Genomic DNA, 26,217 nt, shown 5'->3' with positions numbered 1-26,217 from the left:
ACAAAAAATCAGGTCAGTCGAGCGACTGTCGTAAAGGATGTCGGTATTACAATGAAACGTATCGCTTTGTTCCGCATATGGATTATCGTCACCATGTTCGCCCGATTCATCATTCGGCTATACGCCTTTTCACGTAAGCAACAGCAAGGTGTCGCCACGACAGAAGAATATGAAGCACTCATGCTCAAGCTCGCGCGTGAGTATAAACGAAACGCACTCCGACTCGAAGGCTTGTTGATCAAGCTCGGACAATTCTTGTCCATTCGTGCCGATTTATTGCCTCCGGCCGTCTTGAACGAACTGTCTGAACTCGTCGACCGTGTCCCGACATCGGGTTGGGACAAGTCGCGCGCGATTCTAGAAGCGGAATGGGGCGTCCCTTACACGCAAGTCGTCAAAGACGTTGGTATTGACGCCGTCGCCTCCGCCTCAATCGGGGAAGTGTACGGTGCCACCCTTCTAGAAAACGGCAAGCGGGTCGCCATCAAAATTCAACGTCCGAATATCGAAAAAATCATCCGTACCGACTTCCGGGCCATGCGGATTGTCACGTCGATGTTGAAGCGGACATCCCTCGCAAAATCGACCGACTTAGATAGCTTATATCGCCAAATGATTTTTGTCATCGGGGATGAACTAAATTTTCAAACCGAATTAAAAAACGCCTTATATTTCAAAGCCAAATATGCGGATAACCCGGACGTTTACATCCCGGATTATCACGAACACCTCTGTACGAACCGCGTCTTGACGATGGACTGGGTCGATGCACGACGCATCACCGACCTCGCCTTCTTAAAAGAAAATGAAATCGATCGCTCCGCCCTAGCCGAACGACTATTTACGCTCGCCGCCGAACAATTGTTGTTCGGAGGACAGTTCCACGCTGACCCGCACCCCGGAAACGTCCAAATCCGAGCAGACGGCACCATCATCTTACTCGACTTCGGAATGGTCGGACAGACGACGGCACAAGACATGGCAACGATTCGAAACATTTTACAGGCGTTCATCTCGCTCGACTATGACAGCATCGTCGACGGCCTAGAAGACTTACGCTTCCTCTTGCCGACGGCGAACAAGCAAAACATTCGCCAAGCACTCGAGAAAGCCGTCACATTTTATTTAGAGACCGATATCGACACCGTCGATACGAAGTTAATTGAGAAAGTATTGCAGGATATTCAGTTGCTCGTCAAAAACGAACCGATCCAACTCCCGGCGGAATTCGCCTTCTTCGGTCGGGCCGCCTCGACTTTGCTCGGCATCCTGCAAATCCTCGATCCGAAAATCGACCTGTTCACACTCGGCAAACCGATTGTCATCGAATGGCTCGAGGAGGACGGCACGACACTTCAAAACCGTTATGTGAAGACCGGGATCAACTATGCGAAGAAATTGTTGAACGTGCCACCGCTTCTCGACAATTACTTAAAAGAGCCGACACGAAAACGTCTGTCGGAGCAAGCGATGTTCCAACGCAACTTGGAATCGAAAGAACTCTTGCACCGTCAGACGTTCAATGCCATCGTCATCTTGCTCGGGTTGCTCGTCGGGCTACTCGGCTATATCCGACCAGATGAATGGCTGTTCTGGTCAGGTGGCGTAGTGTCTGTGCTGGCTTACTTCAATTGGAGACGCCTCGGACGAAAAATTCGTCACTTGGCACGTCAGGATTTTCGTGTTTAAGCGAACCGTCACTTTCCAGAGTGGCGGTTTTTTGTTGAATCCACTCGGCAATATAGGCACCGACGTCACGCATCATGCGAGGTGTCGTCCAGCCCATCGTCGATACTTGGATGACATTCGCCCGTTTCAAATATTCGCTCTCATATTGGACGAGATAACCTTGATAGGATAGTTGTCGACCTAACTCAATCGAGGACTGTCCGCACGGCATCGGGATTGTGATGATGCCAGGTGACTGGGAGGGACTCAGCTTGAATTGTAAGCCATTCTCGCGAAGTGAGTTGACCAACAATGCCATCTTCTCCTGATGCGACGCGACCTGTTCTTCCGTTAATTCCTCTAATGCGACATCCATCGCCGCAAGGAGCGGTTCCGATTGTGTGAAGGCGATTGGTTGATAGAGGGACAAATCAAAGTAGCGTGGCACGTCTCGCATCATTTCCGCCTGCTCTTTCATCGCGACGAACGCGAGACCTGGCGCATTCCGTAATCCTTTCCCCGAGGAAAAAGTCACGTAGTCCGCGAAATAATAATCATAGACAAGTGTCCCGACCGCGCTGATTGCATCGACGGCGACGACACCTTGCCCCGTGTGAAGCGGGGCCAGATCGATTAAGATGCCTAAAGATGTCTCACAATGTACCGTCCACACCCACTCCGGTTCAATCTGCTCAAGTTGAGCAACCTCCCATTTCCCTTCCTCGTCCACTTGAATGACATCAAATGAGAGACCGGCGCGGGATGCGTGATCCATGAGACGCTCCCCGAATTCGCCGGCGCATAAAACGACACCACGTCCCCGCAATCTTGCCGCGACCGCATCATTGGCGACCGTGCCACTTCCGAGAAGCGTATAGACGTAAGGAAGTCCGATTCGCTTTGTCAGTTGTTGCTGAACCGATTCGAGCATTCGACAGGACCCGCAAGGAAACTTATTGGTCGAAGCGTCGACGCAGACTTTGATTCATAAAAGGCTGAACGCGTTAACATCATCGGAACGTACCTTGCTTCCTCAGGGCCGATTGGATCCGCAAATGGAATAAATCCGAATCGGTGATAGAGCACTTGTTCACGCGTCGTCCCACTGATGACAATCCCATCCACTTCACGATCGGTCGCATCTTTAATGACCGCTCGCATCAGTCCGGCGAATGTCCGATTGCGTCGATACGCGCTCTTCACAGCAAGCAAACGAATTTCGATCCAATCCCCGTCAGGAATGCGCACCCCTTTTTGTTCCAACGAAAAAGGTTTTTCGCCACGTAGTGCACACATGGCGACCACTTCACCGTCCACTTCCCCAATCCAATATGTATTCTGTCCATGAAATCGGTCGACGAGCCGTCGTTCCGGGTTCGGTGGATGTTGCGGAATCTCTTCAACGAACGTTTCATAATTTAACCGGTGAATCGCATCAAAATCGGATATCCCAGCTTTTCGGTAAACAATCATGGTTTCCCCTCCTTCACATGATGATAGATAATCACAGTTGCGATGAGCACTGCCCATATGACGTCTCCAACACTTCCAAGCGCAGCGAGTGGAAGTAAGACGAGCATTACTAGTCCCGTCTCACGGGAATTACCTGTTCCTTTAATCAACAGCAACAGGACAAGGAGACCCCCGATAAACCACCACGGGTCGTATGCCCATATGATTCCAGAAAAAACGGCATATCCCTTCCCGCCCGCGCGGATTCGCCAAAACGGATAAATATGACCGAGCGTGAGCGCAAGCGCCGTCTGCCAAAAATACGGTCCGCTCATCTGTAAGACAACAATCGTCTTGAGCACGTCGAATCCATATACGATGAGAAATGCCTTCACTCCTCCGATGCGGTTCGCGTTGCGTGCCCCCGTATTTTTCGAACCAGATGTCGCTAAATCATGTCCACTTAGTAACCCATATAACCTACCCCCGAGTAGGCCCCCGACTAAATAGCCGACGATGATGATCCACATAGTATCCCCTCATTTTTTGGAAAATTGTGTGCGTTCTAGAAAAACGGGTATCCTCTAATTAACTGTGCACTTTTTGGAAAGGGGAAATCAAGATGCGAGAAGAGAAAAACTATATTAACGGGGAATGGACAGAAACCGGACAAACAATCGAGGTACGTAATCCAGCCACTGGCAATGTCATGGCTGTCGTGACAAAAAGTGATACGAAGGAAGCGACTCAAGCCGTCGACGCAGCGCATGAAGCACTACAGGAATGGCAACAAAAAACTGCAGAAGAACGTGGGGAATTCCTCAATGAGTGGCACCGATTGATTGCAGAACATACGGAAGAGCTCGCACGGACGATGGTCGAGGAACAAGGAAAACCGCTCAAAGAAGCCATCGGCGAAATCAACTATGCGAACGGCTTTATCGATTGGTATGCAGCAGAAGGTCGACGGGTGTACGGGGAGACGATTCCCGCCTCATCGAATAAGAAGCGGATCTTTGCCATCAAGCAACCGGTCGGCGTTATCGCTGCCATCACGCCATGGAACTTCCCGGCTGCCATGATTACCCGCAAGGTCGCTCCGGCACTCGCTGCAGGTTGTACGGTCGTCATGAAACCCGCATCGGCAACGCCACTGACCGCCATCGAATTGATCAAATTGGCCGATAAGGCAGGAATCCCAAAAGGGGTCATCAATCTTGTGACAGGACAAGCCTCCGATATCGTCAAAGCGTGGCAACAGGACAAACGAGTTCGTAAGTTGACGTTCACAGGGTCGACCGAAGTCGGGAAGATGCTCATGCGTGACGCTGCGGACACGATGAAAAAGATTTCGCTCGAACTCGGTGGTCACGCCCCGCTCATCGTCACGGCCAAGGCGGACTTGGATAAAGCTGTCCCGCAAGCGGTCGCCACGAAGTTTCGTAACGGTGGACAGACATGCGTCTGTGCGAACCGAATTTATGTCGAACGAGCCGTCGTCGATGAATTTTCGGAGCGTTTCATCAAAGAGGTCGAAGCGTTGAAAGTCGGGAACGGATTAGAGGAAGGTGTCGATATCGGTCCACTCATCGACGATGACGCGCTTAGTAAAGTCGAAAAACACATCGAGGACGCTCAAATTCGTGGCGGTGAAGTGTACGGTGGCGAAGTGTTAGATGGGCTCTTCATTCGTCCGGCGGTCATCCGTTACGCGAACGAAGACATGCTCTGCATGAACGAAGAAACATTTGGACCGGTCGCACCGATTGCGACATTCGATTCACTCGACGAAGTGATCAAACGGGCGAACAATACGCCGTTCGGATTAGCCGCCTATCTATTCACGCAAGACATCAATGAAGCCGTCTACTTAGCAGAGTCGTTAGAGTATGGGATTGTCGGTGTGAACGATGGGCTACCGTCAACTCCTCAAGCGCCTTTCGGTGGTTGGAAAGAGAGCGGACTCGGCCGTGAAGGTGGTCACCACGGCATCGAAGAATTTTTAGAAGTCAAATACATCTCACTCGGGTTGTAAATAGAGGCATACAAAAAAGGCTTGTCGACATGTGCGACAAGCCTTTTCTTATCGGTTGACCCATTCGACTAAATCGTTCGGTGACTTGATGACGTGATCCGCAAGCGCCCACTCTTCTTCATTTCCGAATCCGAATCCTGTCAAGACGACCGGAAAATCGTGCGCCCGTGCTGCCTCGACATCCGATTTGCGATCGCCGACCATAATATAGTCCGCCTCACCGTGACGGACCCGATGCGCCGTCAGAATGTCTGCTTTCTTCTCGCCACTGACGGACTCCAAGCATTCCGGCGCCGTCATATATGAACGAATCTGTTGCGTATCTAAAATCAGGTTCATGTAATGGACGCCGCAGTTACTCGCCGTCGTCAACGTGTGGCCTTGTTCGTGAAGTGTTTCCAACATGTCACGAATTCCATCGAATAAGACGTTCTGCCCTTCCATCGTCTTCTCGAGCGTCGTGTGACGCAATCTGCGAATGAAACGAATCTCTTCGAGCGACGCTTCTGGAATAACATGCTCCCAAAATGCGTTACCTGCCAAGCCGTATCCTGAGCGGACTGCTTCTTCACTCGGTTTCGGAAGATGAGGAAGTTCCTCAAGCGCCTCATGAATTGCTTGTGTCATCGGTCCTGTCGTATCTACTAACGTGCCATCGATATCAAATAAAATCACTGCCATTGGATTGATCCCCTCTCTTTCACTCTCTCCCTACCGTAGCAGAATCCCCGAAAATGCAAAAGGGAAAACGTAGTGACAAAAAAACGACTGAACCGATTCGTTCAGTCGCGTCCATTATCCTCGCCAGAAATTCATTCCGCCTTTTACAGAATAGACGTCGGTATATCCGGCACTCTTGAGCATCGCTGCGGCGCGTTGGCTACGCATGCCACTTTGACAGATCACGTAGACAGGACGCTCTTTTTCCTTCGGATATTTCGCTTGCGCGTTCCCAAATCCTGAAAGAGGCACATTTTTCGCTTGCTTAATATGTCCTCCGCGGTATTCATGCGGCTCACGCACGTCCAACAGTTGAATGTTCCGCTCTTCCGCGATTCTTCGTTTCAAGTCGTCCGTCGAGACCGTTTTAACATTGTTTCGGCGACTCCACCAGAAATACACAAGTCCAATGACGACCGCTACAAAAAGAAAGTCCAACATATTCACGCCTCCATTTGATTTTCATTTCTTACACCCATTATACCCCCTAAGGTATTTAAGTCAATGAAAGTGATTCCACAAAAAAACCACATGTGATGCACATGTGGTTCAAAAATCGAGCAATGAATCCGATTTAGGTTGTTCGTCTTCTTCCATTGGAATCCCTAGGAAGGCGGCCATCTGACGATCGAGCGGTGGTTTTGATTCACTCGCCGGTATCGTCGCTTGTGCCGTGCTGACACCCTTCGCTTCAGACGTCTCCGCTAATAGCAGTTCGCAAAAGCCCATCAACTTTGCCAAATGACGCTTTTGTACTTCGCCCGTCGATGACTCAATCTGTGTCATCACTTGACGCATCTGAGCGATGACTTGTTGTTCTGTAATCATGGTCCTTACACATCCTTTACGCTTCCATTGTGCAGGATTTCCCCTTCGATTCGCAAGTTTCCTTAACGCTTCCTTGATTCGACCCAATTCAAAAAGGCGTCGTAGTCAAAGCGAACCTGATTCGCATAAAAATCAGCCCATCTCGATAACTGTCGAATAAACAGGGACGGAGAGTCACCGATTGCCGCCGCGATTCGTTCACTCGCCGTATAATCCAACGCGTCAGACGTCGCATCGGCCCGTGCGTGAATCTTCGCTGTGATTTGCGCTTGCACTTTCAACGTCTCGATGAGCGACTTCTCATCTTTCATGTGTTTCGCCTTCACTTTGCGCTTATAAGGTGAGCGCTGCCTTACATAATACTCTTTTCCATCAATCGTCAAATAACCGAGATATGGATCACGACTATGGACCATTGCCCGCTGTGCGGCCACGACACGCGCTCCTTGATGCGATAATCCGTTCTCAAATAGCGGATGCGTCGGCAAAAAGAGCGATGGGACGGCAGATTGTGCCTGTTTCATTTCTAAAATGACATCTTCATCGTGCTCTTTGTCGGCTCCTTCAATCAAAATATAGTAACGCTCTAGACCGATAGAAGCCGTTCCACTTTGAAGCTTGATGGCAATGTCTTTGATTTCATAATGATCGGCGTGATGACGATGCTCCTCTGACAAAGAAGACAGATAATCTCCCCAGGCCGTCTCGATCTTCTCGCGCATACCTGATGAAAGGGGAATCAAATCCTCACTCGTTGAAAAGTAACGTTCCTCGTCCCGTACTTCCGTTCGTTCGGACATGAATTCGTCCTTCTTTTTCTCCGCTTTTTTAATGACTTTTTTCACGGCTTTACACGTATTCTCTTTCGTAAATTGAATATGCTCACTTTGCCCGTTCGCATGCTTCTCAATCGACTCTGCGTAAGAGCGGGCGAACGCCTCGATGGCCGCTTTTCCATCAAACCCAGACTCGGCCGCGAACAAATCGACAGAGACCGCCATCCGCAACAAATCGAACAAATATGATCCGATGTACGCCTCGTCAAAATCGTTTACGTCATAAATGATCGTACCGGCACCGTCCTCGAACACACCGAAATTTTCAAAGTGCAAGTCTCCTTGAATGAACGTCGGGTGCTCGGGACCTGTGTCAAACGCGATCGGAACTTTCGCAAAGTCATAATAGAACAAGTGTGAACTTCCTCGAAAGAATGAGAACGGGCTCGAACTCATCTTCGCATACTTCTCTTGTCTCGCTTCTTCCGAAAGATGACGAATCGACTGGTCATAAAAATCAAGGACGGTCCCGATCGTCTCGCACCGAATTTGTTGTTTGACGGCTGTGAACATACGGCTCTCCCCTTCACTTGTTGAATAAGTGTTTATATTCCCCGTACCCAGCCTCTTCAAGCTCCTCTACAGGAATGAATCGGAGAGCAGCCGAGTTGATGCAATAGCGTAAGCCGCCTAGTTCTTTCGGTCCGTCGTCAAACACGTGACCGAGGTGACTGTCACCTTGTTTTGAACGGACTTCTGTCCGAACCATGTGGTGCGTCGTATCCATATTCAAATCAACCCGTTTCTCCTCGATTGGACGTGAGAAACTCGGCCATCCGCAATTTGACTGGAATTTATCATGAGATGTGAACAGTGGCGTTCCATCGACGATGTCGACGTACAACCCTTCCCGCTCTTCGTCCCAGTATTCATTTTGAAACGGTGGTTCCGTTCCATTTTCTTGCGTCACTTTATATTGCATCGGTGTCAAGCGCTCACGGAGTGCTTGTTGTTGCTTACGATCACTCCATGCTTCTTTGATGAACTTCGCGCGACCCGATCCGACCCGATACATCTCGTAGCGGAACGGATTCTTTTTATAATAGTCCTGATGGTAATCTTCCGCTTCCCAGAACGTTTTCGCAGGGCGGATGTCGACTTCGATCGGACGTTCAAATCGCCCTGAGTCTTCCACTTCTTGTTTCGAGCGCTCGGCTGCGTCGCGTTGCTCCTCTGAATGATAGAAGATGGCCGGACGATACGATTCGCCACGATCGTTGAATTGTCCCCCACCATCAGTTGGGTCGATTTGACGCCAATAGATGCGGAGCAGTTCCTCATAAGAGATAACCTCAGGATCGAACGTGATCTCGACCGCCTCTAAATGTCCCGTCGTCTCTGAACAGACTTGTTGATACGTCGGGTTATCGACATGTCCTCCAGTGTATCCGGAAATGACACGTTCGACCCCCTCATATTTATGAAACGGTTTGACCATGCACCAAAAACAGCCTCCCGCAAATGTAGCTTTTGCCATAAAAAATCCCTCCTTACTTTGTAGTGTACCCAAAAAAGTCATCAGACAACAAAAAACGAGAACCACAAAATGTGTTCTCGCTTCAGTCTTCTTCGACTTGGTTCACATGACGCATCACTAAAAATAAGATGACTCCTACAATCGCAGCCCCTAAAAGCGTCAACACCATGTTATCTCGAGCCGATAAAGTATAAAAGATCGCTAATCCAATCAAAATGAGCGCAATCGGAATAAACGCTCGTTTAAAATGATCCCAGTAACGCACGGACAGTCCTCCTTTTCTCTTATCATACCAAACTTTCGATTTTCGATAGCGAAAGTTCTAAAAGTTGAAACATGTCTGTGAAACCGAAGAGGAGTAATTGGGGTTGGACTTGAATTCTAATCAAAGGTACTTATATTTTAGTTCACAGGTTAATCCTACCTGTTTTCGACAACATGATTTATCAAAATTAGGTGAGAATACTCCCACTTCTAAACGTTCAGGGCAAAACCCTAGTGAAAGTGGGAGATGAATTGCCTGCCTCTCTTTCGGGTATGATTCCTTCAAGGGGGTGAACATCATGGTGAAGCACAAGGCTTACAAGTTTCGGATCTATCCGACGAAGGAACAGGAGGTCCTGATCGCCAAGACGATCGGCTGTTCCCGGTTCGTGTTCAACCACTTCCTGGCGAAATGGGACGCGGCCTATGAAGCGACCGGCAAGGGACTGTCGTATGATGCCTGCTCGAAAGCACTTCCCATGCTCAAACAAGAATTCAGTTGGTTGACGGAAGTGGACAGCACGGCCGTCCAGAACAGTGTCAAACACCTGGCCGACGCGTACAAGAAGTTCTTCAAGAAGGAGGGGAATCATCCCCGTTTCAAGTCGAAGCGACACCCCGTCCAATCCTATACGGCGAACATCCAAGGCAAGTCCCAGCTCCCCGAGGTCTCGATCGTCGGGAATCAACTCAAACTCCCCAAGCTGAAGTGGGTACGGTTCGCCAACTCGAGACAGGTCGAGGGCCGCATCCTGAACGCCACGATCCGACGCACGGCTTCGGGCAAATACTTCGTCTCCCTTCTCGTAGAGCGGGAAATCGGTGAACTGCCGAAGACCGGTTCATCGGTCGGCGTCGACGTCGGGCTGAAGAACTTTGCCGTTCTATCGGACGGCACATTGTACAAGAACGACCGTTATTTCCGTACGCTCGAGAAGAAGCTAGCCCGCGAACAGCGCAAGTTGTCCCGTCGCCAGCGCATCGCCCTGAACAAGAAGGTGAGACTCTCCGAGGCGAAGAACTATCAGAAGCAGAAGCGGAAAGTCGCCCGCATCCATGAGAAAATCGCCAACAAACGCGCCGACTTCCTGCACAAGGTGTCGACCGAGATCGTCAAAAACCACGACGTCATCGGCATCGAGACCCTGCAGGTGAAGAACATGCAGAAGAACCGCAAGTTGAGCAAGTCAATCTCCGAGGTCAGCTGGTCGGCGTTCTTCCGCATGCTCGAGTATAAGGCCGACTGGTACGGGAAGACCGTCGTGAAGGTCGGGAAGACCTTCGCCTCGAGCCAAGCGTGTTCGGGTTGCGGCCATCAACACAAAGACGTGAAGCATCTCGGCTTGCGTGAATGGACATGCCCGAACTGCGGGGTCCACCACGACCGGGATGTGAACGCGGGACTGAACTTGAAATTAGAAGCCGAACGCATCTTGGCTTCTTCAACCGTCGGGACGACGGGGCTAGCCTGATCAGGTTTCTCTCGTTAGAGAGGATAACTCAGGAATCCTCCACCTCCAAGCGAAGCGTAGGTGGGGGTAGTTCAAACTGTAACTAAATATTTCCATACAGGATAAGGGGGACCTTCGATGCTCACAATCGTTAATGCATTCTTTATCAACCTGTGTATCTTGTTCACGCTCTTCACGATTTCCTTTTTACCGTTCCGCAATCGCCCTCGTTTGACACCACAATCCCCACTAAAAGGCAGAATCTTGCTCGGTGTACAAACCGGAGGCATTGCAATCCTATTGTTAGTCAATGCCTTACCTCTCGAAGGCGTGCTCATCGACTTGCGCAACATTCCAATCATACTCGCCGTTCTGTTTGGCGGCTGGGTAAGCGGAGCTGTCGCGGGTGTCATCTTATTGACGGGGCGCTTCCTGGTCCTCTTTTTTACAGATGGAGCTATGCTCGGTCTCTATCTTGCCATCGCGACAATGATTGTGTTAGTCGGGGCGACAGGCATTTTGCGTAAACGTATGGATAACACGCGTTCCACCTTACTTGTTTTTACAACGATTAGCATCGCCATCTTCGGGGCAGCTATCTATACCGCGCTACCGCTCAATCTGTTCTATCCCGTCTTAATCGTCTATACACTCATGTCATATGGCGGTTCTTGTGCTGCCTATCGATTGCTTCTCGAACTACGCCGCCATTTCGAGAACGTCCAACATCAACAACAGCTTGCGCGAACGGACGCACTCACTGGGATTGCCAACCGTCGTCTCTTGAATGAAGCGATGGCCAACTTGACGGTCGAGGCAGAAGAATATGCGTTAATCTTAGTCGATATTGATCACTTCAAACGAGTGAATGATACGTATGGGCACGACGTCGGCGATGATGTGTTACGTGAACTCGGTATGCTGCTCGTCAATGAAAGTGAAGAGCGGCATTTGGTCGGTCGCTTCGGCGGTGAAGAATTTTTAATCGTCATGCCTCACGCTACGCGAGATGAAGTGTCTCGCCTCGCAGAATCTATCCGAGAAAAGGTTTCGTCGTTCCCGTTTGAGACGAGCGCAGGAACGCTACACATCACCGTTTCGCTTGGAGCCTGTCACTCGAACGATATTGAAATCGATAGTGTATTGAAGCACGCAGATGAAGCGTTATATCACGCAAAAGAGTCTGGACGAAATCGCTTCATCCTCGCCTCTTAATCGATTGAACACTTCACACTTGAACATGTTTTCTCGCTTTACTTTCTCGAAATGAATCGTTAAACTAGGCTAGACTTTGGTTCAGATTGGTACATCAGGATTTATTCAGAAAAGGGGAAACATCGTTCATGTCAGTTTTGTTATCTTTGTTTGGAATTATGTTTATCAGCGCGTTTGCGATTGACTATAAACGTGGGAAGACGCTTCAACAATCGGCACTCGGGGGAATTCGTTCGATTCAACAAAACTTATGGATTTTCTTCCGTACGTCGCTCTCGATGATGATCGTCATCGGCCCACTCTTATTGATTTCAGGATTCGTATTCTCAGATTTAGTAGCATTTAACACCGTCCCATCTTTCCTGATCGCCGTGCTCAGTATCGGTTTTGCTGAACGGATTATCGGAATGATCGTGGCACCACTCATTCGTACGTTTTGGCATCAGCGTGGTCGTCTTATGCCACTTTATTTAGACGCTGCCCTTTACGTATTCTTGCTATCGATTCTCGTGTTAGAGTTTTTGATGAACATCCCGGGTATTCATCTCCAGTCACCGTTCATCGCGCTATTTTACGCGTTCGCTCTCTTTTTCACGAGATACTTGTTCAGTCTCATTCGCTTCACCGTTCGAAAAGGCGTCGCCTCGAACTAAGCAAAACAGAGTCCCGTACATGTTCGCATGGATGGGTCTTTTTTTACCTTTCTTATTGACAATGAGAATCGTTATCAACTATACTCTAGATGTAGCTTCCCAAAAGCTTGACGTGCACGTTCCCCAAACACATCACGTCACGTGGATTCCCCTCCACGACACACTTTTTGAAAGCATTGCTGCGACAACCCCCATTTGTTGCACCCATATTTGCCAAAAACAAGACGAGCAGCCCACCGACGGGGCTGCTCGTCTTTTTATGATGCGAACACTTCTTGTTCGATTTGTTTCAATTCGTAGAACATACCTCGCTTCGTCATCAGTTCTTCATACGAACCGACTTCAACGATCCGCCCAGCTTCCATCACAACGATTTGGTCGAAGGCTTCGAGTCCCGTCAAGCGGTGACTCACGAGGATGAGCGTCCCTGCACCAGCTTGATTCAACAGTTCAGAAAAGACGTGCGCTTCCGTTCCGGCATCAAGCGCTGAAGTAGGTTCATCGAGCAACCACATCAGCCCATTTTTCAGAAGGGCTCGTGCAATCGCCAGACGTTGCCGTTCTCCACCTGACAAGTTCGCTCCTTTCTCAAGGACCGGTTCATCAAGCGCAAACGATAAACGGACACGTTCAAGCGCCACAAGCATCTCTTCATCACTAAATTCACCGGCCAGTGCCAAATTCTCACGTACTGTTCCATAAAAGAAGTGATTGTCTTGCAAGACGACACTCGCATGCTGCCAGATTGCAGTCTGTTTCAAATCATTCAAGTTTTGATCATCTAATCGTATCGTTCCATCTTCTGTTCGAACGAACGCCAATAAAAGTTGAAGTAACGTGGACTTCCCAGATCCGCTCGGCCCGACGATGACCGTCTTCGAACCGCTTGGGATGTGTAACGTGACATCGTCGATCACGTCCCGATACGTGTCCGGGTAGCGATAGCGAACATGCTCAAATGAGATCGATGGGGACATCGTGAAGGTCACGTCCTGTCGTTTTGCTTCAAGCGCCTCAATCGCTTCACTCGGTTCCGTCACTTCAAACAATCGATCAGCGGCTTGCTTACTGTCAGCAAAATGACCCGGGAACACGGCCATCGGTGTCGTATTCTCAAATGCTGTGAGCGACATCATGATGAGCATCGCCAAGAACAACCCGTTCAAGTCTCCCTCCACCACTTGATATGCTCCAATCGCCAAGACACCCCATGAGACGAGTAAAGAGGCGGCGACGACGAGCGCGGAGTTGAAAAACTGGTTGGTCGTGTCTTTTCGCTCTGCTTCCATGTATCGCTCGCTTCGTGTATAGACGGCCTGCTTCGTCCGGTCAAGTTGATGATGAAGCTTCAAATCTCGGTATCCGTACATCATTTCTGTCAATTGAATCGATACATCTCCGCGCAATGCGCGAATCGTCTCGTCATGACGAGCACGAATCTGAGCAAAGCCAAGTGGAATCAAGAATCCAGTGACGAGTACACCGAGTAGGATCCATACACTGACCGCAAACGAGAAGAACGTGACAAAAAAGATGGTGCTTAAGAAAACAAGCACGAGTATGATCGGCGGATAAAACACACGAAGGAAATAGTTCTGCAGACTCTCGACGTCTCCGACGACACGTGCAAGTAAATCCCCGCTCCGATATTTCGCAAAAATCGACGGGACGAGCGGTTCAAGTTGTCGATAAAAACGGACACGTAGCTCGCTCAAAATCGTAAACGTCGCTCGGTGTGACGCGAGACGCTCCCGATAACGACTACCTGCCCGAATGACCCCGAACAGTTTGATGAGGACGACAGGTACCATGAGTGCATACAGCGGCGGGACGAGACCCGCACGTGATACGAGGTATCCACTTGCCGCAAACAAGGCGACCGCCGCGATCCCAGCTGCATATCCAAAGAAGATGGAGAGAAGGATATCTTTCTTCTCACGCATCATCCATTTTGTGATTGTCCAAAGCGAGTTCATCGGCTCACCCCTTTCTGAAGCGCAAATAGTTCCGCATACTCTGGAACAGCGAGCAACGCATCATGCGTCCCTTCTGCGATGCGCTTCCCATCCTCCATAAACCAAATCATATCTGCCTCTTTGATTGTATGCAGACGGTGTGCCACCGTGATTAACGTTGCCTCTTTCGACAGCTCAGCGATTGAACGTCTCACAATCTGCTCGGTCTTCAAATCGAGACCTGTCGTCGGTTCATCGAACAGTAGGATGCCTGGTCGTTTAAAGAACGCTCGGGCAAGTGCGAGACGTTGTCGCTCACCGCCTGACAGACCGAACCCGCCTTCTCCAAGCTCCGTCCAGATTCCATTCGGTAACTGGTCGATCACCTCAGAAAGTCCTGCCGCATCTGCTGCTTCTCGTAACGCGAGCTCGTCGCCTTCTTCGCCTAATGCGATATTATCGGCAAGCGTCCCGGCAAATAGATAGGGGTTTTGTGAGATATAGGCAATGTTTCCATACCAGACGGACTCGTCAAACGAATGAAGTGGCTCACCGTCCACGAGGACGCGTCCCGACTTCACTTGCAAGAGTCCGGAAATGACGTTGAGCACTGTCGTCTTCCCGGACCCGCTTGCGCCGACTAAGGCCAGGTGGGTGCCAGAAGGAATCCGACCGCTCAACGGCTGAAGCGCAAAACGTCCGCCTGCATATTCGAAAGATACATCTTCCAGCTCAAGGTCCGGTGTCCGTGAACGAAGTGACTTCGATCCCCATTCGATGCGATCATCCGGGGCGTCTAATACGTCAAAGATTCTTTCTGCCGCACCCATACTTCCACGTCCCGTATGGAAGGCACTTCCTAAATCTTTAATCGCCAAGTAATACTCCGGCGCCAACACGAGAATCAAGAAGCCAGAAAAGAACGTCAGGTTCTCCCAAACGACCATCTGTAACGCGACTTCTAACGCCACGACACCGGTACTGAGCATCGAGATAAATTCGAGCATGAGTCCCGATAAGAACGCCGTCTTTAAGACGACCATCGTCGCATCCCGAAAGTCGAGGCTACTCTTCTCAATCGCCTTCGCTTCTTGCTCGGTGCGATTGTAAAGCTTGAGCGTCGTCAATCCTTGTAACACATCTAAAAACTTACCGGAGAATTGGTTCATCTTCTCCATTTGTTCTTCCGATTTTTTCTGGGTCGCAATCCCGATGATGATGAAGAACAGCGGGATGAACGGTGCCGTCACCATCATGATGACTCCTGAGATCCAGTGTTGGCTGAAGACGACGACCAAAATAAGAAGCGGGATAATCGATGTTTGGATGACTTGTGGCCAGTATTGGCTAAAGTAAGCGTCCACCTCATCAACTGCATCCATGAACACGCTGACTTTCTTCCCGGACTGACCCGTCAAGGACGACTCAACGGGGCTCGTGGCATACCGATCCAACAATTGTAGGCGTAATGCCTGTTTTGCTTTTTCGGATAAACTCGCACCGATGCGTCCCGATACGTAGCCGAAAAGCGCTCGTGCCAACAAGGCAAGGACGAGCCACAGTAAAGCCGGAAGGATGGCTTCGAATGATTCGTTTTTTAAAAAGATTCGATCGACGATGTCGACGATTAAATACGCTTGCGCTAAAATCGATAGTCCAATCATGATCGCAGACAACACGAGTCCAATGATATGACTTCTTTCAGCGAAAGCAAGGGCTTGCAGTCGTTTCACTGCATTCATCCTTTCTCTATTTACAATTCCATTGCTTTGTGAGATTCATCACTAATTATACAATATGCTACGTTTTGAAGCGAACGCTCCGCTCGTTTGAGTATGTAAAAGACGCCCTCATCTGAGTGGCGTCAATCGCTGTCTTGTTCAAAATATTCAGGATGCCCGATGACGAGTTGATGGGCATCCATGCGAAGCACATCTTCTTTTCGGAGTTTGGCTAAAATCGTCGAAACCGTCTCCCGGGACGTTCCGGACAGACGAGAGAGTTCGATCGCAGTGAATGGGCAGCGGACACGAACGCCTTGTTCGTCAGGCTCTCCTAAATCTTCAATTAAGAAATGGAGCGTATTGATGACACGCTCTTTCGCGCTTGGCGTGATGATTTCTTGGACACGACGCTCATGCAAATCGAGAATCCGGTTCATCTGGCTGATGATATAGAGCAACATGCTCGACTGCGTGGACACGAACCGCTCAAATCGATCCGTCGGGATATAGATGACCTCAATGTCCGTCACGGCCTCGGCCGTATGACGATAGTCTTCCCCCGTGAATAAACCGTTGTAAGGAAAAAATTGTTTCGGTTTCACATAGTCGGCATAATGATGGGTCGCATTCTCGTTCATCCGTTCGAGTTTGACGTAACCGCTCATCAAGAAATAGACACGTTCTCGCGGATCCCCTTCCATGAACAACAGTTGCCCTTTCCGATACGTTCGGCAATAGACGTGCGGAATCAGCTGTTCAAGCGTTCGACTCGGACATGTCGCGAATAGCGTCAACTGCCGTAAATCGTCAATCGTCCACATGTGTCGCATGTGCATCCCCTCTTTTCTACTCTTCTATCCTCAGTATAATGGGATTTTTATTGAAAGCGCTTTCTAATTCCGACAGTTTTCTGACATGACAAAAGGGGGTCGCCCCCCTTTTTCAGTCCAGCATGAGTTCCAACAGTGCATCCTGCAAATCACGCTCGAGTTCTAACGCATGAAGGTCAAACAACCATGCCTCGAGACGTGTCTTTGTCGTCGCCATCTGATACAGGCGATCTTTTAAATCATAGGCGATTTCAGCACGGTCTAAGAACCGATAGAGACGGTCGAGTCGATGTGCGTTCTGCGTCACTTCGACAGGAAGTGTCACGGTCTGTTCCTGTTTCCATTCACCGAGTGGGATGTGTAACGTTTGCGTCTCCGCATCATAGTCCCCTTCCCCGACGACCCCACGGACAAGAATCGTCAACGTTCGATCCGCCGGCACGAGTGTCAAATCACCCGACGTCTCGATGTGGAGCGTACGCGCTTCCCAATCGAGCGTGAACGTTGTTTCAAGCGACGCCCCGTTCTCATAATCTCGGCTCTCCCCGTCATCTTCATACATCGTGAACGTGTTCGAGGCACCTGGGAATACGAGTACTTCGAGATCACTCGGATTCCCCGTATCGTTCGCATGCGGTGTATGCGGCATCATCGGGATGATGGCACCTGCTTTGGCGAAGACCGGTTGTTCCTCAAGTCCACGGAACACCCGAATCGACTTGTCCCCTTCATAACGATGTCCCGTGAAGAAGTCGAACCATTCTCCTTTTGGCAACCACACGTTCGCACTGGCGATGTGAAGCTGTCGGTCCATCGGCGTAACGATCGGGGAGACGATGAGTTCACTTCCGAAATAAAACTGATTCGCCACCTCATAAGCCACGTCGTCATCAGGGTGTTCGATATACATCGGTAGCACGAGCGGCAATGAGTCGGCATGATTGCGATAGTTCATCGTATACAAGTACGGAATGAGTTGGTGGCGCAGTCGTAAAAATCGTTTCATCGACTGTTCGGCTTCCATTCCGAAACGCCAAGGCTCTTTTCCGTTGAACGTACTGAACGTCGAATGGAGACGCATGATCGGACTAAACACCCCATATGCGACCCAACGCGCGGCGAGCTCATCGTCTTTTTTACCACGATGATGCCCTCCAATGTCATGACTCCACCATCCGTAGCCGATATTTGTGGCTGTTGCCGTGAAATACGGCTGGAAGGCGAGTGATGCCCACGAGATGATCGTGTCTCCCGAGAATCCAACTGGGTAACGATGGCTTCCCGGTCCTGCGTATCGAGAGAAAATGAGTGGACGCTTGCCGTCACGGGCGATATCGATGGCGTGATAATGATTCAGCATCCATAACGGATCGAGTCCTTCCATCTTCGACGTCGATCCTTGTTGCCAGTCGATCCACCAAAAATCAACGCCGTCCGCTTCATGTGGGTGATGCATCTGTTCAAAATACGCTTGAATGAATCGCTTGTCTGAGAAATCAAACGGGATGCGGTCCCCCGATTCCGGATCGACACCCATCGCCTCAGCCATCGCTGCATATTGATCTTCAAACGCACGGACCCCGTCGGCGGGATGCAGGTTCAGTGTCACCATCATCCCCTCGTCTTTCAACCACTTGAGGAAACGCTTCGGCTCGGGGAACAAGTTTTTATTCCACGAGTAACCCGTCCAGCCACTCCCGTACTCTTCAGGAATGTCAGTCACGTGCCAGTCCATGTCGATGACGCTGACCGAGAACGGGACGTCTTCAGACTTGAAACGACGCATCAACGCCTTATATTCTTTTTCGTCGTATCGCCAGTAGCGGCTCCACCAGTTCCCGAGCGCTTTGCGCGGAAGCATCGGCGTCGGGCCCGTCAACGTGTAAAAATCTCGAAGTGCCTGCTTATAGTCATGGCCGTACCCAAAGTAATAGATGTCATGAATTCCTTTACGTCTCGGCTCGACGAAACGGTCATCCGTCATTAAGAACGAGGACGAATCGTCAATGATTGCATACCCTTGTTTGGAGAGGATTCCTTCTTCCAATTCAGTCGCCCCGTCCACATGGTCTAGCGTCCGAGCCGTCCCTTTCAGTGTTCGTTCCGGACCATTGAACATGTAGCGGCTATAGTACGTACTAAAGTTCCCTTTCACATCTACATAGAGCGTGTTCGGTGCGAACGGACCTTTCGTATAATATAAGTGGATATGTTCGGTGATGATTTGAAGCTCGGTCTCGTCTTCAATTACACGAAACTGTGGAACGTCAAATTCCCGATTCCACACCACTTGGGTGGCACGGTCTTCAAAAACCCCGTCCTCTGCGTACTCCATTCGAATCAACTGACTCGTCAATACGGTGAAGCGATAACAGCTTCCTTGAACGATTGCCTCGTCCCTTGCTTTTGGTCTCATCCACGACTGATACACATGATTTTCTTCGAATAGGCGCATACATCCGAGCGTCTCCGCTCTCCGTCACTTCCTTCCTGAAATAAGTGCAAACGTTTACACTGAATATGATAGCAATCTCATTTTTGGCATACAACATTCCTTCCCCATGAATGGCGACAGAAAACAAAAAGTCGCAAACGGTTCACGTTTGCGACACATTGTTATTGTTGAAGCGAAGGAGCCAAGCGGACGCGTGTTCCGGCATCCCCATCAATGGCGGCTAACGCCTGATCGAGTGAAGTGATGATGGCAACCCGGTTCGTACCAGATTCCGCGAACTGCAGTGCCGCTCTCACTTTCGGTAACATGCTACCCGGAGCGAACTGCCCTTCTGCGATGTACGTCTCCATCTGCTCTTTTGACGTCTCCTGAAGCGCCACCTCATCTGGCTTTCCAAAGTTGACATACACATGTTCGACAGCGGTCAAGATGAGCAATACGTCTGCGTTGACGAGGTCCGCCAGTTTCGCAGCCGCAAAATCCTTATCGATGACCGCCTCGATGCCGACGTACCCTTCTGCTGTCTCCATGACCGGGATACCACCGCCACCGGAGGCGACGACGATGTGTCCCGCTTCGACGAGCGTTCGAATGACGGCATGTTCGGCAATTTGCACCGGAACCGGGCTCGGGACGACACGACGATGTCCCCGTCCTGCGTCTTCTTTGAATACGTAACCGGTCGTCCGTTCGAGATGAAGTGCCTCTTCTTCCGTATAAAATGGACCGATCGGCTTCGTCGGATGATGGAACGCGCTATCATTCGGATCGACCACGCTTCGTGTGACGAGTGAAGCCACTTCTCGTTCTAGACCGCGCGCACGGAGTGCTTTCGTCAGCGCGTTTTCAAACCAGTATCCAATCATCCCTTGCGTCATCGCACCGCATACATCGAGAGGCATCGCCGGCGTTGCCGGACTGTCTGACGCGGCTTGTTGTAGCATCAAATTTCCGACTTGCGGCCCGTTCCCGTGCGTGATGATGACGTCGAACCCTTCCGCGATGAGTGTGGCGAGAGATTCCGCCGTCGCCTCGACCGCCCGCATTTGTGCTTCAGCTGTCGCATCTTTCCCTTGTTGAATCGCATTACCGCCTAAGGCGATGACCACACGTTTTTTTCCCATATCGATACCCCCGATCAGATGACTGAGATATTACCAGATAGTATGCGAACGACTGCAAAGATGGCGAGTGCGGTCAAAACACCGGCGACCAGCCATTCCGTTTTGTTGAGTGACTTGATGCCATTCTCACGTTGCGCTTTCATGTAGAGAAGGGTTCCTGGTGCGTATAGAAGGGTTGTCAGGAGTAAATAATCAATTCCTGCGGCGTAAATGAGCCAGAGTCCATAGATGGAAGCGACCAATCCAATCGTCAAATCCCGTGTTCTACGTTCGCCAGCGCTATAACCGATCCCATTTTTCGATACTTTCACTTGGTAAAATGCCGAGAACACATATGGGATTAAAATGGCACTTGATGCAAGTGAGAAAGCAAAATTGTATGCGGCATCTGAAATCAAGAACGTGAAGAGGAACAGTTGAATCAACCCGTTCGTTAACCAAAGCGCGTTGACGGGTGCCTGATTTTTGTTCTCTTTCGTGAACCATTTCGGGAACACACCATCTTTCGCAGCGACGAACGGAATTTCAGCCGCGAGAAGCGTCCAACCGAGCCATGCCCCGAGTACGGAGATGACCAATCCGCCGTTGATGAGCATCGCGCCCCACGGACCGACTGCCGATTCGAGCAAGTAAGCCATTGCCGGTTGCGAGGCGTTCGCCACGTTTTCCGGTGTCATGAGACCGAGCGACATGACGGAAATGAGTAGATAAATGACGAGTGTTCCGAGTAATCCGATCACGGTCGCTTTCCCGACGTCAGAGCGCTTACGGGCACGACCCGAGAGGACGACCGCACCCTCAACACCGATGAACACCCAAAGTGTGACGAGCATTGTCGAGACAACCTGGTCGCGAACACTTCCCCATGAGAAGCCGCCTTGCCCCCAAAAATCGAAGGTGAAGTTTTCGAGATTGAAGAAGAACAGCGTAATCGTAATGAATGCAAAAATCGGAACGAGCTTGGCAATCGTTGTGACGATGTTGATCATCGAGGCCTCATGCACCCCTCGTAGGATGAGCGTATGCACGAGCCACAGCATGATGGATGCTCCAACAATGGAGGCAATGTTTTGCCCCCCTTCAAAAATCGGGAAAAAATAACCGACCGAACTGAACAGCAGTGTCGCATACGCCACGTTTCCGAGCCAGGCAGATAACCAATATCCCCATGCCGAGTTAAATCCGACGAACGAGCCAAAACCTGCCCGTGCATAGCTATACACACCACCATCTAAATCAGGACGACGCATCGTCAAATTTTGAAAACTGAGACCGAGCGCGATAATCCCGATTCCGGTGATGACCCATCCGATGAGAATGGCACCCGCATTCGCACCTTGCGCCAGATCGGCTGCCAAGTTAAAGGCGCCACCACCAATCATTGATCCGACGACAAGTGCCGTCAACGCTCCGAGACCTAACCGCTTATCTTGCTTGTCAGGATGTACTCCAGCCGAACCACCTGAGTCATGCTCCAACTTCGTAGACATTCTACTCATCCCTTTCGCTTATTTTGAAACGGGAGGGGACATTCCCCTCGCCGTCAACGTTCAAGCCATTCGCGTGTCTCCGTGAGCGTTGCCGCCATCACCGCTTTGATGGTATGCATGCGGTTTTCCGCCTCATCAAATACGAACGAGTGACGACTGCGGAACACCTCATCAGTCACTTCCATTTCCGTCAACCCGTATTGTTCGTGAATCGCCCGACCGACTTCCGTTTCTAGGTCGTGGAAGGCAGGGAGGCAATGCAAGAACATGATGTCCGGGTTCCCGCTCTTTTGAAGCATATCCATGTTCACTTGATATGGTCGCAACAGTTCGATCCGTTCTGCGAAGGCCGCTTCTTCACCCATCGACACCCATACATCTGTGTAGACGACGTCCGCCTGGTCCATCGCTTCCTCAATGCTCTCCGTCAATGTGATGACGGCACCTGTTTCGGCGGCAACAGATTTCGCATAATCCACGATCTCTTCAGACGGCCAAAGTGATCTCGGGGCACAAATCCGCATATCCATCCCTACTTTTGCACCGCCGATCAAGAGGGTGTTCCCCATGTTGTTCCGCCCGTCGCCGACGTACACGAATTTGATTCCGGCAAGTTCTTCTTTTTGTTCTTTCACTGTCAAAAAGTCAGCCAAGATTTGTGTCGGATGATAGAGATCGGTCAATCCGTTCCAAACCGGTACACCAGCATCTTTCGCGAGACCTTCGACCGTCTCGTGGGCGAAGCCGCGGAATTGAATGCCGTCAAACATGCGTCCGAGAACGATGGCCGTATCGCGTACCGATTCTTTCTTCCCGAACTGGATGTCGTTCTTGCCTAAATATTCAGGGTGCATCCCTAAGTCGATTGCGGCGACCGTGAACGCACAACGCGTCCGTGTCGACGGTTTTTCAAATAGAAGGGCGATATTTTTCCCTTCACAAATCCGATGTGGGATGCCTTGTTTCTTTTGACGTTTGAATGCAGCAGACAAATCGATCAAGTAATTGATTTCTTCACCAGAAAACTCGTTTAACGATAAAAAGTGACGACCTTTCAAATCAAAATTGAACGTTGTAGACATACTGCTTCCTCCTTATCACATTTAGATGTCTTGACGGATAATCGGACAGCTCATGCAACGTGGACCCCCACGTCCGCGCGATAGTTCACTCGACATGATTTCGATCACTTCGACGCCTTCTTTACGGAGCAGTTCATTTGATACGTAGTTCCGGTCATATGTGACCACGACACCTGGGGCGATGGCGAGCGTATTCGATCCATCGTTCCACTGTTCGCGAGCCGCTGCGATCGGGTCACCGCCGCCGCAAGGAATCAACGTCGCTTCCTGTAAGCCGAGGACGTCTTTTAACACTTTCAACAAATCAGTATGTTGTGTAATCTGCAATTCGCCTTCTGCATTTAGTGAAAGCTCGAAAATATTCATCTTGCCTTCAGGTCCTTGAATAAACGGATGGATGGTGAATTTGTCATGATCGACCATCGTAAAGACGGTATCAAGATGCATGAATGCCCGGGATTTCGGAATTTCGATGGCGATCACTTTTTTGAAGCTGTCTCCATGTTTAAGCAAATTGAGGGCGACCCGTTCGATTCCTTGAGCAGTCGTTCGTTCAGAGATGCCGATGGCGACAACTTCTTTCGATAAGACGAGCTCGTCTCCGCCCTCCATCGCAAATCGATAGTCGCGGTCTGACCAAATCGGAACATCATGTTTCGCAAAGCGTGGGTGATAGCGCATAATATATTGCGTGAAGAGTGACTCACGGCGACGTGCCGGTTCTTTCATTCGGTTGATGGAGAGACCTTGACCGATTGCAGCGGCCGGATCTCGTGTGAAATAGAGGTTTGGCATAGGATCTAAAAAGAAGGGGTACGTATCTTCAATCATTTCGTGCAAATGTCGGCGTTTCTCCGGTTTGATTTCCGATTTTCGGATACCGGCCATCACCGTTTCAATCAACGTCTCATTGTCATAGCCGAGTAAATACTCTTTTAATGTTTCGTAAGAGCCGTTGATATTTGATTTAGACTCCGATAAGATATCCGCGACAAACTTTTCGCGAACACCGGGGAGTGACAACGTCTCAGCCATTAGTTTTTCGAGGTAAAGGACTTCCACACCGCGATTTTGGAGCGCACTCGCAAAATAGTCGTGTTCTTTTTGAATGACCGGTAAATGGGGAATATCATCGAACAAGAGGCGCTCTAAATATTCCGGGGTGAGATTTTCTAATTCCCTACCCGGTCTTTTCAGTAATACCGTTTTTAATTCTCCAATTTCTGAATACACATGAATCGGATGTTTCAGCGTCGTATCTTGTGAAATCGGTTGATTCGTCATTGAGATCATCTCGCTTCCTCCTTGTGATTCGGGTGTGTGACTACCCTTACCTTATCACTTTACCAAATTTGCGAATGTCTAATCCGGCACTTCACCTGTTAGGGATTCCACATTACTGTGTATAAATGTTCACCTTTGTGAATGAACAAACAATGCATGAAAAATTGGCGTCATGACAAGGGGAAATGAGATGTATGGACGATGAATACCCTCTCCCAAAAAAAGATGAAAAACTTTTTTTGAGATCCGGAGAATAAGTTGAAAAATGTGAGAGATCAGGATGTGAGCATATGAAAATAGAAGAAATGCAATACAACGAACATGAAGCAGCACTCCGTACATTGATTCAAAAGGGAGATCCAGTCGATTTTCAAGACCTATTCCTCTCCCTCCACCCTGGTGAACAGGCCGATCACTTTATCGAACTTGATCAACGTGAGCGTGCATTCGTGTATCGCACGATTTCTCCAGAGGTGTTCACCGATTTGTTCGAAAAACTGACGTTAGATGAACAGTGTACATTTATTCAAGAAACACCTCAGCCGTACGCTGTCCGTATTTTAAATGAGATGTATTCGGATAACGCAGCCGACTTGATGCGGGAACTTCCCGACGTGTTCATGGATACGCTATTCGAACAGATGGATGATATCGAAGAACAGGAAGTTAAAGATTTGATGCAATACCCGGAAGAGACAGCCGGTGCGCTCATGACGACCGAATTCGTCGTCCTTCAAGCGAATAAGACGGTCGGACTGACCCTCGAAGAGCTACGTGACCTCGGTCCAGATGCCGAAACGATTTATTATTTATACGTGGTCGACCAAACGCATCAACTCGTTGGCGTCGTCTCCTTACGTGATTTGATTGTCGCGCCACTCGATGCGAAAATCGAAGACATCATGGGATTCCGCGTCATCTCGGCAAACGTCATGACCGACCAGGAAGACTTGGCTCGGATTGTCCAAAAGTATGACTTGTTGGCTCTTCCTGTCACGGATGACCAGCAAAAGCTACTCGGCATCATCACGGTCGATGATGTGTTAGACGTCATCGAGCGTGAAACGACAGAAGACTTTGAAGAACTTTCGGCGACGAAGGGGTCGTCCGATATCAACATGAGTCCGCTTGAGGCAGCAAAGAAACGCGCCCCGTGGATTGTCAGCCTCATGTTTCTTGGTATGATTACCGCCTCAACGATTGGTAGCTTTGAAGACACGCTTGAAACGATTGTGCTACTTGCTGTCTTCATGCCACTTGTCATGGGGTCTGCCGGGAACGCGGCCACCCAGTCCCTTGTCGTCGCCGTGCGCTCGATTGCGCTCGGTACGATCAATCGTAAGAACGTCATGAAGATGATTCGACGCGAGCTCGGGACCGGTATCCTGTTAGGAATCGCCTGTATGATTGTCATCTTCGGGGTCATCACGATTTTGTATGACAACATGCTCATCGGCTTCATTGTCGGGATTTCCATTTTCGCCGCGCTCAGTGTCGCCACGATGATTGGAACGATCGTCCCGCTCTTAATCAACCGCTTGAAGTTAGACCCTGCCGTCGCATCCGGACCGTTCATTACGACACTGATGGACAATCTCGGTCTCATCATCTACTTCACGGTCGCAACGTCTATGCTTCAGTTTTTATGACATTTTTTTTAATTCCCACTAAAAA

Annotated in this window: 23 protein-coding genes; 6 read left to right on the top strand and 17 right to left on the bottom strand. The window is 49.9% G+C overall.

Features of this window, described 5'->3' with window-relative positions; translation table 11 throughout:
- The first annotated feature begins 51 nt into the window (after nt 1-51).
- Complete coding sequence (locus tag KNO85_RS00735; protein WP_214786070.1) at nt 52-1,689, top strand: ABC1 kinase family protein; 1,638 nt, start codon at nt 52-54, stop codon at nt 1,687-1,689.
- Here KNO85_RS00735 and KNO85_RS00730 read toward each other — a convergent pair.
- Genes KNO85_RS00730 through KNO85_RS00720 form a run of 3 tightly spaced genes read right to left on the bottom strand, consistent with a single transcriptional unit; the run spans nt 1,628 to nt 3,650 of the window.
- On the bottom strand, nt 1,628-2,599 hold the full coding sequence (locus KNO85_RS00730) for a pyridoxal-phosphate-dependent aminotransferase family protein (protein WP_214786068.1): 972 nt from the start codon (nt 2,597-2,599) through the stop codon (nt 1,628-1,630). The two genes, KNO85_RS00735 and KNO85_RS00730, sit on opposite strands and share 62 nt — an antisense overlap.
- The gene (locus KNO85_RS00725; RefSeq protein ID WP_214786066.1) at nt 2,572-3,141 is read right to left on the bottom strand and encodes a GNAT family N-acetyltransferase; all 570 of its coding nucleotides are present in this window, start codon (nt 3,139-3,141) and stop codon (nt 2,572-2,574) included. The genes KNO85_RS00730 and KNO85_RS00725 overlap by 28 nt, the downstream gene beginning before the upstream one ends.
- Nucleotides 3,138-3,650, bottom strand: a complete 513-nt coding sequence (locus KNO85_RS00720; protein ID WP_214786064.1) for a glycerol-3-phosphate acyltransferase — start codon at nt 3,648-3,650, stop codon at nt 3,138-3,140. The genes KNO85_RS00725 and KNO85_RS00720 overlap by 4 nt, the downstream gene beginning before the upstream one ends.
- A gap of 92 nt (nt 3,651-3,742) precedes the next feature.
- Between KNO85_RS00720 and KNO85_RS00715 the strand changes: the two genes are divergently transcribed.
- The gene (locus tag KNO85_RS00715) at nt 3,743-5,155 is read left to right on the top strand and encodes an NAD-dependent succinate-semialdehyde dehydrogenase (protein ID WP_214786062.1); all 1,413 of its coding nucleotides are present in this window, start codon (nt 3,743-3,745) and stop codon (nt 5,153-5,155) included.
- A gap of 48 nt (nt 5,156-5,203) precedes the next feature.
- Here the strand turns inward: KNO85_RS00715 and KNO85_RS00710 are convergent, their stop codons facing one another.
- The 6 genes from KNO85_RS00710 to KNO85_RS00685 all read right to left on the bottom strand — a co-directional run bounded on the left by KNO85_RS00710 (nt 5,204) and on the right by KNO85_RS00685 (nt 9,281).
- A complete protein-coding gene (locus KNO85_RS00710) occupies nt 5,204-5,836 on the bottom strand; it encodes an HAD family hydrolase (protein WP_214786060.1) in 633 nt (210 codons plus the stop codon).
- 114 nt (nt 5,837-5,950) lie between these two features.
- A complete protein-coding gene (locus tag KNO85_RS00705; protein WP_012727509.1) occupies nt 5,951-6,316 on the bottom strand; it encodes a rhodanese-like domain-containing protein in 366 nt (121 codons plus the stop codon).
- Nucleotides 6,317-6,424: 108 nt separating this feature from the next.
- A complete protein-coding gene (locus tag KNO85_RS00700; protein WP_214786058.1) occupies nt 6,425-6,703 on the bottom strand; it encodes a DUF5327 family protein in 279 nt (92 codons plus the stop codon).
- 62 nt (nt 6,704-6,765) lie between these two features.
- The gene (locus KNO85_RS00695; RefSeq protein ID WP_214786056.1) at nt 6,766-8,052 is read right to left on the bottom strand and encodes a DUF2252 domain-containing protein; all 1,287 of its coding nucleotides are present in this window, start codon (nt 8,050-8,052) and stop codon (nt 6,766-6,768) included.
- A gap of 13 nt (nt 8,053-8,065) precedes the next feature.
- Entirely contained in the window at nt 8,066-9,016 is a 951-nt protein-coding gene (msrA, locus tag KNO85_RS00690; RefSeq protein ID WP_214786054.1) for a peptide-methionine (S)-S-oxide reductase MsrA, read from the bottom strand.
- 82 nt (nt 9,017-9,098) lie between these two features.
- Nucleotides 9,099-9,281 (bottom strand): hypothetical protein, encoded by a 183-nt coding sequence (locus tag KNO85_RS00685; protein ID WP_031422036.1) that lies wholly within the window; start codon nt 9,279-9,281, stop codon nt 9,099-9,101.
- Nucleotides 9,282-9,579: 298 nt separating this feature from the next.
- Between KNO85_RS00685 and tnpB the strand changes: the two genes are divergently transcribed.
- From tnpB to KNO85_RS00670, 3 genes are all read left to right on the top strand, one after another.
- The gene (gene tnpB, locus KNO85_RS00680; RefSeq protein WP_214786052.1) at nt 9,580-10,752 is read left to right on the top strand and encodes an IS200/IS605 family element RNA-guided endonuclease TnpB; all 1,173 of its coding nucleotides are present in this window, start codon (nt 9,580-9,582) and stop codon (nt 10,750-10,752) included.
- A gap of 117 nt (nt 10,753-10,869) precedes the next feature.
- Entirely contained in the window at nt 10,870-11,946 is a 1,077-nt protein-coding gene (locus KNO85_RS00675; RefSeq protein ID WP_214786050.1) for a diguanylate cyclase, read from the top strand.
- A 128-nt stretch (nt 11,947-12,074) separates the two neighbouring features.
- The gene (locus KNO85_RS00670) at nt 12,075-12,599 is read left to right on the top strand and encodes a hypothetical protein (RefSeq protein ID WP_214786049.1); all 525 of its coding nucleotides are present in this window, start codon (nt 12,075-12,077) and stop codon (nt 12,597-12,599) included.
- A 257-nt stretch (nt 12,600-12,856) separates the two neighbouring features.
- Here the strand turns inward: KNO85_RS00670 and cydC are convergent, their stop codons facing one another.
- The 8 genes from cydC to arcA form a co-directional block, all read right to left on the bottom strand.
- Nucleotides 12,857-14,575 carry a thiol reductant ABC exporter subunit CydC gene (cydC, locus tag KNO85_RS00665; RefSeq protein WP_214786047.1) on the bottom strand — a complete coding sequence of 573 codons (1,719 nt, stop codon included), beginning with the start codon at nt 14,573-14,575 and terminating at the stop codon, nt 12,857-12,859.
- Nucleotides 14,572-16,296 carry a thiol reductant ABC exporter subunit CydD gene (gene cydD, locus KNO85_RS00660; RefSeq protein WP_214786045.1) on the bottom strand — a complete coding sequence of 575 codons (1,725 nt, stop codon included), beginning with the start codon at nt 16,294-16,296 and terminating at the stop codon, nt 14,572-14,574. The genes cydC and cydD overlap by 4 nt, the downstream gene beginning before the upstream one ends.
- Nucleotides 16,297-16,418: 122 nt before the next feature.
- Nucleotides 16,419-17,108, bottom strand: coding sequence for a Crp/Fnr family transcriptional regulator (locus tag KNO85_RS00655; protein WP_214786043.1), 690 nt, complete (start codon nt 17,106-17,108; stop codon nt 16,419-16,421).
- Between the two features lie 112 nt (nt 17,109-17,220).
- Nucleotides 17,221-19,563: a glycoside hydrolase family 31 protein gene (locus KNO85_RS00650; RefSeq protein WP_214786041.1), complete on the bottom strand. Its 2,343-nt coding sequence runs from the start codon at nt 19,561-19,563 to the stop codon at nt 17,221-17,223.
- Nucleotides 19,564-19,724: 161 nt separating this feature from the next.
- Complete coding sequence (gene arcC, locus KNO85_RS00645) at nt 19,725-20,687, bottom strand: carbamate kinase (protein ID WP_214786038.1); 963 nt, start codon at nt 20,685-20,687, stop codon at nt 19,725-19,727.
- A gap of 14 nt (nt 20,688-20,701) precedes the next feature.
- Nucleotides 20,702-22,177 (bottom strand): arginine-ornithine antiporter, encoded by a 1,476-nt coding sequence (gene arcD / locus KNO85_RS00640; RefSeq protein WP_214786036.1) that lies wholly within the window; start codon nt 22,175-22,177, stop codon nt 20,702-20,704.
- A 53-nt stretch (nt 22,178-22,230) separates the two neighbouring features.
- On the bottom strand, nt 22,231-23,259 hold the full coding sequence (argF, locus tag KNO85_RS00635; protein WP_214786034.1) for an ornithine carbamoyltransferase: 1,029 nt from the start codon (nt 23,257-23,259) through the stop codon (nt 22,231-22,233).
- 21 nt (nt 23,260-23,280) lie between these two features.
- Complete coding sequence (gene arcA / locus KNO85_RS00630) at nt 23,281-24,510, bottom strand: arginine deiminase (protein WP_214789751.1); 1,230 nt, start codon at nt 24,508-24,510, stop codon at nt 23,281-23,283.
- Nucleotides 24,511-24,833: 323 nt separating this feature from the next.
- Between arcA and mgtE the strand changes: the two genes are divergently transcribed.
- Entirely contained in the window at nt 24,834-26,192 is a 1,359-nt protein-coding gene (mgtE, locus tag KNO85_RS00625) for a magnesium transporter (protein WP_214786032.1), read from the top strand.
- The last annotated feature ends 25 nt before the right edge of the window (nt 26,193-26,217 follow it).

The organism is Exiguobacterium sp. s124, from assembly GCF_018617485.1.
GTDB lineage: Bacteria > Bacillota > Bacilli > Exiguobacteriales > Exiguobacteriaceae > Exiguobacterium > Exiguobacterium aestuarii.
The sequence above is the reverse complement of the archived record's forward strand: the minus strand, read 5'-3'. Positions and strand labels throughout refer to the sequence as shown.